9 protein-coding genes are annotated in these 8,328 nt (G+C 68.3%); 3 read left to right on the forward strand and 6 right to left on the reverse strand.

The window, feature by feature from the left end:
- Window positions 1-48: 48 nt before the first annotated feature.
- On the forward strand, window positions 49-828 hold the full coding sequence (locus ACTH43_RS00920; protein WP_441443058.1) for a TrmH family RNA methyltransferase: 780 nt from the start codon (window positions 49-51) through the stop codon (window positions 826-828).
- Here the strand turns inward: ACTH43_RS00920 and ACTH43_RS00925 are convergent.
- The 5 genes from ACTH43_RS00925 to ACTH43_RS00945 form a co-directional block, all read right to left on the reverse strand.
- Window positions 800-1,546 (reverse strand): class I SAM-dependent methyltransferase, encoded by a 747-nt coding sequence (locus ACTH43_RS00925; RefSeq protein ID WP_441443045.1) that lies wholly within the window; start codon window positions 1,544-1,546, stop codon window positions 800-802. The two genes, ACTH43_RS00920 and ACTH43_RS00925, sit on opposite strands and share 29 nt — an antisense overlap.
- Window positions 1,547-1,736: 190 nt before the next feature.
- Window positions 1,737-2,771, reverse strand: a complete 1,035-nt coding sequence (locus tag ACTH43_RS00930; protein ID WP_441443046.1) for an ATP-grasp domain-containing protein — start codon at window positions 2,769-2,771, stop codon at window positions 1,737-1,739.
- A gap of 85 nt (window positions 2,772-2,856) precedes the next feature.
- Window positions 2,857-3,081 (reverse strand): HAD-IA family hydrolase, encoded by a 225-nt coding sequence (locus ACTH43_RS00935; protein WP_441443047.1) that lies wholly within the window; start codon window positions 3,079-3,081, stop codon window positions 2,857-2,859.
- 253 nt (window positions 3,082-3,334) lie between these two features.
- A complete protein-coding gene (locus tag ACTH43_RS00940; RefSeq protein ID WP_441443048.1) occupies window positions 3,335-3,499 on the reverse strand; it encodes a hypothetical protein in 165 nt (54 codons plus the stop codon).
- On the reverse strand, window positions 3,499-4,530 hold the full coding sequence (locus ACTH43_RS00945; RefSeq protein ID WP_441443049.1) for an NAD(P)-dependent alcohol dehydrogenase: 1,032 nt from the start codon (window positions 4,528-4,530) through the stop codon (window positions 3,499-3,501). The genes ACTH43_RS00940 and ACTH43_RS00945 overlap by 1 nt, the downstream gene beginning before the upstream one ends.
- 201 nt (window positions 4,531-4,731) lie before the next feature.
- Here ACTH43_RS00945 and ACTH43_RS00950 point away from each other — a divergent pair, with 201 nt between their 5' ends.
- Both ACTH43_RS00950 and ACTH43_RS00955 read left to right on the forward strand, forming a co-directional pair.
- Window positions 4,732-4,989, forward strand: a complete 258-nt coding sequence (locus ACTH43_RS00950) for a metal-sensitive transcriptional regulator (RefSeq protein WP_441443050.1) — start codon at window positions 4,732-4,734, stop codon at window positions 4,987-4,989.
- A gap of 97 nt (window positions 4,990-5,086) precedes the next feature.
- Window positions 5,087-6,517, forward strand: a complete 1,431-nt coding sequence (locus tag ACTH43_RS00955) for an MBL fold metallo-hydrolase (RefSeq protein WP_441443051.1) — start codon at window positions 5,087-5,089, stop codon at window positions 6,515-6,517.
- A 19-nt stretch (window positions 6,518-6,536) separates the two neighbouring features.
- On the opposite strand, the gene ACTH43_RS00960 is transcribed toward ACTH43_RS00955, so the two are convergent.
- Complete coding sequence (locus ACTH43_RS00960; RefSeq protein ID WP_441443052.1) at window positions 6,537-7,778, reverse strand: MFS transporter; 1,242 nt, start codon at window positions 7,776-7,778, stop codon at window positions 6,537-6,539.
- Window positions 7,779-8,328: the final 550 nt, after the last annotated feature.

Consider the following 8,328-nt stretch of genomic DNA (forward strand, 5'->3'; position numbering starts at 1 on the left):
CAGCAGGTCACCGACCTCGCAGATCCGGCGCTGGACGACTACCTGCGCATGACCGACGTCCGCCTGCGCTCCCGCGTCGAGGTGGAGCGGGGCCTGTTCATGGCCGAGAGCTACGAAGTGATCTCCCGGGCGATCGAGGCCGGGATGGCGCCGCGCTCCTTCCTCATGAACGAGAAGTGGCTCGCGAAGTTCGCCCCGCTCTACGAGCAGTTCCCTGACGTGCCCGTCTACGCCGGGGAGGAATCGCTGGTCGAGCAGCTCACCGGCTTCAACCTGCACCGTGGGGCGCTCGCCTCGATGCAGCGGCCCGAGCTGCCGACGGCTCGCGAGCTGCTGCGCACCGCGCGTACTGTCGCGGTGATCGAAGACATCGTGGACCACACGAACGTCGGCGCCATGTTCCGCTCCGCCGCCGCGCTCGGAGTCGATGCGGTGCTGGTGACCCCGCAGTGCGCGGACCCCCTGTACCGCCGCTCGATCCGAGTCTCGATGGGCACCGTCTTCCAGGTGCCGTGGACGCGCATGGACGCCTGGCCGCGCGAAGGCGTGGACCTGCTGCACGAGGCCGGCTTCGATGTGCTCGCGATGGCCCTCACCGAGGGCGCCATCCCGCTCGACGAGGTGGATCTGGGCCCGGACCGCAAGGTCGCCTTCGTGCTCGGCGCCGAGGGCCACGGGCTGAAGCCCGCCACGCTGGATGCAGTCGATGCGCACGTGGTGATCCCGATGGCCGGGGGAGTGGACTCCCTGAACGTCGCCGCGGCCAGCGCCGTCGTGTTCTGGCAGCGCCGGGCGGCGCTCAGCTCCTCCGACGCGCCAGCAGGCTGAGGGCGTTCGGCAGCCGACCGTCCCAGGCGGCGGCCGCATCCTCGTCCTCGGGCATCCAGAACGGCTGGGGATGCTCTGCGAGATGCAGCAGCTCGAAGCCGGCGCCCTGCACCGTCATGACCATCTCGGCCAAAGTCCGCTGATGCTCCGTCGCCCCGCGGGCCGGGAAGGTGTCGTTGACGTGGTGCGCGGCGAAGTAGCTGCGGTCCTCTCGCACCCGCGCCTCGTCGTGGTCCCAGGCCCACAGCGGCACCAGAGGATGCGCCTCGTAGACGAACAGATGCCCGCCGGGACGCAGCAGTCGATGCATCTCCGCCGCCCAGGCGTCGAGGTCCTCCATCCAGATCAGGGCGCCTTTGCCGGTGTAGACCAGATCCGCGATCTGCCCGGGCAGCCCGGTGTCCGGCAGCTCGGCGACCTCGTAGCGGCACGGGACGCCCAGCTCGTCGGCCCGGCGCTGCGCAGCGGAGACCGCCGTCAGGCTGTAGTCCAGGCCGCGCACGCTGCGAGCTCCGAGTCGGAGGAGCGCGTGGTCGTCGAGCCCGTGACCGCTCTGCGGATGCAGCACCTCGGCGTCGCCGATCAGGGGCCGCAGCAGCTCGTCCTCGACCGGCAGCAGCCGGGCGATGCGGGCCTGCTCGAGGAGTTCCGCGTACTCCCGCACATGCTTGGAGGACGCGTCGTCCCAGGCTCGCCGGGTGTCGTCGTAGGAGCTCATCGCTTGAGGCTAGCTCTCCATGACGCACCCCAGTATGCGCATTTAGACAACAGTTGAACGCTGTTACTCATCGGACAACCTCTAAATGCTGTCAAAGGAGTCGGCCTGAACCGGATCGTCGCGTCCGCAGACGGCTCGTGCGCCGCCGACGCCGGCCGAGGGACGATCTCCCACCATCCACGTCCCGGGATCAGTTCTCGTCTGCCTCTCGTTCTTCGTTCAGCAGGGAACCCAGGTAGCGGGCGATGTGCCGGGCGGCAGAGACTTCCAGAGATGCCTCGACCTCGGGGTTGTAGTTGGTGTTGGTATTGACGTCGTAGGTGACGGTACGGCCGTCTACCGTCGTCATGTACTCGATCCCGGCGATCTCGATACCCAGCTCGGTCAGCAGCGCCTGGTACCGGCGGATCAGAGGCGTACTTGCGGTCACCTCAGGGCGGATCCGGAACATCGGCTCCGCCGCGTCGTCCTGGCCGGGGATGGCGCAGGCCTCAGCGGGGCACAGCTCGAAGGCCCCACCGGAGGTGTCCACCCGCACCGCGTAGACGAATTCACCGCCGACGAACTCGGCACGGGTGATGGCGGGCTCGTCGGCGACCAGCAGCTCCTGCAGCAAGGTGATCCCGTCGGCGGCGTCCTCGAATTCGTCGCCGTGCACGTAGTCGGCGAAAGTGGCGTGGTCGTCGAAACGACGCACTCCGAGCCCCTTACCGCCCTGGTTGTGCTTGGTCAGGAACGGAGCGCGGAAGCCTTCGGCCACGTCGATCAGTCTGTCGCTCCCGAAGACTGCGAGGGTGCGAGGTACGTCGAAGCCGGCGCGACGCAGCTGGGCGTGCTGGAGGATCTTGGAGACCTCGAGGTCCGCGACGTGCTGGCCGTTGACCACGCGGCGACCCCAGGAGGCGGCCCAGGCAGTGATCGAGCGGGCGGCGTCCTTGGCGAGCGGGGCGTTGCGGGTGTGCGAGGAGGCGCTCAGGCGCGACCAGATCACTCCGCGGGGCGGTTCGGAGTCCAGGTCGAGGTGACCTTCGCCGAGTCGCCATTCGACCAGCGGCACGCCCTCGGCCTCGAAGGCCCGGCGGAACGGTGGCAGCCACTCGGGATTGTCGTGCAGCACGTGCACGGCGTACTGAACCGGGGACTGGTCCGGCGTCGTGGCGGCGGCGGGGGCGTCGGGTGCCAGACGCACGGCGGGCACGACGGTGACGGGAGAGGCGGACATCATCAGCTCCTATGGGGGTGCAAATCAGCTCTTGAGACTATCCCTTCCTGGCGCCTCCGGAGAGAGGCGTCCGCGGAGCACTCCCACGTCATGCGGCAAGGGTCCACAGGATCTCCCTGGTTGTCGATGCGCTCAACGTCGGCTCCCAGGGGTGCGGCCAGATTTCCCCATGACTGACCCAGCCAGTCAAGAACTCGGCCGCGCGGCCACCCGCGATATCGGCCGACGGATGATCGCCCACCATCCACGTCTCGATGCCGTTCTCGAGCCCGTCGACAGCGAGCGCGAAGATCCTCGGATCCGGCTTCTTCATCCCCCACCGCCTCGGAGATCACCACTCGACCCAGGAGCGGGCTGAGCCCAGTGCGCTCGATCTTCGCGCTCTGCTGGAGAACGGTCCCGTTGGTGACCAGGATGAGCTCAGCACCCCCGTCGCGCAGAACGCGCAGCGCATCGAGCACCCCGGGGTAGCAGGTGATGCTTTCGATCACCTCGAGCTGCAGGCGCTGCTCGATCTCGGATGCCTGGGAAGAGGGGCACAGCCGCTCGACGATCGCCGCGGCGAGCTAGGGTCGCGGGCGGTACCCGTTCTCGTCGGCCGCCCGCAGCCACTCCAGCTCCGCCGCCGGGGCTCGGACTTCCACGAGGAAGAACCGCGCCCAGTCCTCGAAGGCACGCTGGCGGTCCACCAGCGTGCCGTCGAGGTCCAGCAGCACCCGCAGGCGGGGCATCAGAGTGTGATCTGCAGCTTCACATCCGTCGGCCGGCCCTCGAGGAAGCGCTCGAAGGCCTGCACGGAGTTCTCGAAGGTGAAAGTCTCCGAGACGAAGCGGGAGAGGTCCACGGCATCGGTCGCGGCGAGGTCGATCGCCTTCTGGTAGACGTTCGCGTAGCGGAACACCGTCTCCAGGGAGATGCCGCGGCTCTGCGCGGTGGCGATGTCGAAGGGCACCGGATCCACCGGCATGCCCACCAGCACGATGCGGCCGCCCGGCGCGGGCAGCTCCCAGAGCTTCTTGTAGGCGGGGGTGGCGCCGGTGGCCTCGAACACCACCTGCGGGCCCCAGCCGCCGGTCTCCGCGCGGACCCGTTCGCCCAGGTCCTCCGTGGTGGCGTCGACCGTGACGATGCCCTCGAGCCCGTCGAGCAGCGCGAGCTTCTGCGGCAGCACGTCGGAGATGAAGACGGTGCTCGCGCCGCCCGCGCGGGCGGCGATCGCGGTCATGATCCCGATGGTCCCGGCGCCGACGACGGCGGCGACATCGCCGGGCTTGATCCCGGCCTTCGTCGCGGCGTACATGCCCACGGAGAACGGCTCGATCAGCGCACCCTCGGCGAAGCTGAGGCTGTCGGGAAGCTTGAAGGTAAAGGCGGCGGAATGGATGACCTCGTCGACGAGGCAGCCGTGCACGGGCGGGGTGGCCCAGAACTGCACGCCGGGATCCACGTTGTAGTTGCCCTCGCGCACCGCACGGGAGCTGGGATCGGGCACGCCGGGCTCCATCGCGACCCGGTCACCGGGGGAGAGGTGGGTGACGCCCTCGCCCACCTCGACGACGGTGCCGGCGCCTTCATGCCCCAGGATCATCGGCGCCTCGACCACGAAGGGGCCGATCTTGCCGTCGGTCCAGTAGTGCACGTCCGAGGCGCAGATGCCGACGGTGTGCATCTTGATCCGAACCTGTCCTGGGCCGGGAGCGCCGACGGGCTCGACCTCCTCGATCGACATCCGGTTCTTCTCGTGCAGCATCAGTGCGCGCATGCGGAGGCTCCTTCGCTCAGGCGGGACGGGCTGTTCATGGCCCTGCAGGAAACTCTGCCACACCGCTGCGCAGCGGCCCCTGCCTGTCTGCGGTGGCTCCGCCGTGGGCCGTCCGGCCGCCGCTCGCCAGTCCTCGACAGGGGGTTGAGCGTGATACCCCCTGGGGTATACGGTCGAGATACCCGACCATCAGGAGCTTCCGTGCAGCTGAATCTCGATGAGCTCACCCCCACCGTTCATCGTCTCAAGCGCGCCGAGGGGCAGCTGGCTGCCGTCGTGCGCATGCTCGAGGAGGGGCGCGACTGCAAGGATGTGGTCACCCAGCTCGCCGCGGTGTCCAAGGCACTGGACCGTGCAGGGTTCGCGATCATCGCCAGCGGCCTCGAGCAGTGCTTGAAGAACCCGGAGGAGAGCCTGGACAAGAAGGACTTGGAGAAGATGTTCCTGTCCCTGGCCTGATCACCGGCAGTTCCAGTCAATGCCGCCGCCGTTCACCGCAGTCACCGCAGTCACCGACCCGCGCAGCACCGTCCATTTCTGAACCGCAGGAGGAATCATGCTTCTCGAGCGCATCTACGATGAGGACCTCTCCCAGGCCAGCTACATGATCGGCTGTCAGGCCAGCGGAGAGGCGCTCGTCGTCGATCCCCGCCGCGACGTCCAGCGGTACCTGGACCTCGCTGCCCGCCACGGCCTGCGGATCACCGCCGTGACCGAGACCCACGTGCACGCCGACTTCCTCTCCGGCACCCGCGAGCTCGTCGCCGCGACCGGCGCGACCGGTTACGTCTCCGGTGAAGGCGGAGAGGACTGGACCTACCGTTTCGACGCCGAGGTCCTGCACGATCTGGACACCCTCACGCTCGGGAACCTCACCATCACCGCGCGCCATACCCCGGGCCACACCCCGGAGCACCTGTCCTTCCTGGTGACCGACGGTGCCGTCACGGACGAGCCCGGCTACTACCTCACGGGCGATTTCGTCTTCTCCGGCGACGTGGGCCGGCCGGACCTGCTGGATGAGGCCGCCGGCTTCCAGGACACCCGCTTCACCGGCGCGAAGCAGCTGTTCGCCTCGCTGAAGGACTCCTTCCTCACCGTCCCCGATCATGTGCAGGTCTTCCCGGGACATGGTGCGGGCTCCGCGTGCGGCAAGGCCCTGGGGGCACTGCCCTCGACCACCGTCGGGTATGAACGCAGATTCGCCTGGTGGGCGCCCTATCTGGCCAACGACGATGAGCAGGGCTTCATCGATGAGCTGCTCGACGGTCAGCCCGACGCCCACGCCTACTTCGCCCGCATGAAGCGCCAGAACGTCCAGGGCCCGGCCCCGCTCGGCGAGCGGCCGCCGCTGGCGAAGCTCGAGACCGCGCAGATCGCACAGGGCCTGGACGACGGCAGCATGGTGCTCCTGGACGTCCGCCCGCAGGCTGAGATCCATCGAGGTACGGTCGCCGGCGCGCTGACCGTGCCCGGCGCCGCCAAGGCCGCGAGCTTCGGGGCCTGGGCCTATGATCCTGAGGCCGAGGACACGCCCCTGGTGCTGCTCGCCCCGGACGCCGACGCGGCCGGCGAGATCCGTGACCATCTGGTGCGCGTGGGCATCGACCACATCGCCGGATACACCCCGACGCTCGAGGGCCTGCCGCGCGCCGTCCCGGAGACGGTCACTCCGGCGGACCTGGGGGGCTTCCTCGCCCAGCACGAGAACGCCCTGCTGCTGGACGTGCGCAACCGCACCGAGCACGCGAACGGCCACCTCCCCGGCTCACAGCAGCTCAACGCCGGCAAGGTCCTCTTCCAGCAGGATGCCCTGCCCGCCCCGGAGGCCGGCCCTCTGGTCACCTACTGCCAGTCCGGCGTGCGCAACGCCGTGGCTGCAGCCGCCCTGCGCCGGGCCGGCTTCGAGGTGGTCGAGCTCGAGGGCAGCTATGCGGGCTGGGCGGCATGGGCAGCTCAGCACGCCCCGGAGCAGCTCACCTCCTGACCTCGCCGTATCCGGACGGTCACGCATCGATCGTGCCGGGAGGATCCTGTGGGTCCGCGCCGTTGCTCACAGCGCGGATGAGGAGCGCCAGGAGGATCGTCGCCGCTGCGAGGATCCACCATCCCCACCCGCCGCTGAGGGCGATCGCGGCGCCGAGGATCGCTGGCGCCACGGAGGAGACCAGCCCGTTGCTGATCCCGTAGAACGCACCGTACTGACCCTGCTGCTGCGCAGGCGCCAGCCGGAAGAGCAGCTCCATCGTGCCGGCGCTGTACAGCACCTCTCCTGCGGTGTGCGCAGCGAGGAAGAGGATCAGCACGAGCACCAGCACACCCGGCGATGATGACCAGCCGGAGAGGAAGAACAGGTAGGAGATCGCCAGGCAGAGCGCGCCGATGACCAGGGGCCTGCTCGCCGCACCGACGCTCACGATCCCCGCACTGGCCGGCACCTGGAAGGCGGCGGTGAACAGAGCGTTCAGCGCGACCAGGACGCCGACGACCCAGATCAGCTCCGGGTGATGGATCACCGCCCACAGAGGGAGCGCGAAGGACAGCACGTGCAGGTAGATCCCGATCGCACCATTGGCGAGCGAGAACACGGCGAACCGTCGATCGGGAAGCACCGGGCGCGGCCGCCCCGCAGCCCCGGCAGGGGCGGGCGGCACCGTGATGCGCAGCAGCATGACGGCGGCGATGACGAAGGTGAGCGCATTGCCGAGGATCGCGATCCGGAACGCCGTCGCACTGCTGCTTGCCAGGACCAGCCCGGCCAGCAGGGCGCCGGCGGAGATCCCGAGGGTGAGCAGTGACCTCAACGAAGCTCGGGCGAGCGCCGGATTCTCGCGGGCGATGCGCCGGATCAGGGTGGTGTTCGAGGACATGCACAGTCCCTGCCCGAGACTGATCAGACACAGCACGAGGGTGAAGCTCGCCTCATCCCAGACCACCAGCAGCAGTGCGGTGGCGAGCGCGGAGAGTGCGAGCCCGGCCAGGAGCACCGGCTTCGGGCTCGCGGAATCGGAGAATCTGCCGCTGACGAGGTCACCCCCGATCGCGAGCACGGTCGCAAGGACCAGGATCCCCGAGACAAAGCCGATCGAGAAGCCGAGATGCTGGGTGTAGAACAGGATGCTGATCGTCGCGAAGAGCCCATTGCCCAGCGCGTTGACCCCCGTCAGGAGCGCGAGCGTGCGCATCGCGGACGAAGCCCGCAGCGTCGAGGCCGCGGAGGCGTAGGGAGCGATGAGATTCGCTCCCATAGACGGACTTCGAGGACCTCGCGAATTCTTCTGCATTTGCAGAGAGTAGCGCTGTATCTGTGTTGTGCGCATTCTTTGCGTCACCCCTCGGGCATCCCTGTGATGTGTGTTATCGTCCCGATCGCTTCTTCGAAAGTGTGGGGTCGCGATATTCCATTGGCAGGTTCTCGATGAGGTTCTCCAGGGAGGGGCCTCGAGGGGGATCGGAGGATCGGGGCGGGGGCGGAGGGCCATGCAGGAGCGGCCTGAGGGTGCCGCATGGGTGGCCGGCGTCCTGCGCAGCCTCGGCGTACTTCGGTAGGCGGAGAGGTTGTCCTCCACCGTCGGCTCATCCACGACATGTGGCGGATTCTCTCCTCCCCACCGCGAGTTATCCACATTTTCGGAGAACCTCTTGCTGCAGCAATGAGCCTCGATAAAATAATGGGACGGCATTTCATTGAGTCGCAGCACTGTCCCGCAGATCTCTTTCTCTGGTCGGGACTGCTGTCGCCATATCGGGCTCTTCCCGGTTCGTGGTGATGGGGAGCGTCGCGTCGTTGACGTAGAA

The sequence above is a fragment of the Brachybacterium sp. genome (genome assembly GCF_052095815.1).
GTDB lineage: Bacteria > Actinomycetota > Actinomycetes > Actinomycetales > Dermabacteraceae > Brachybacterium.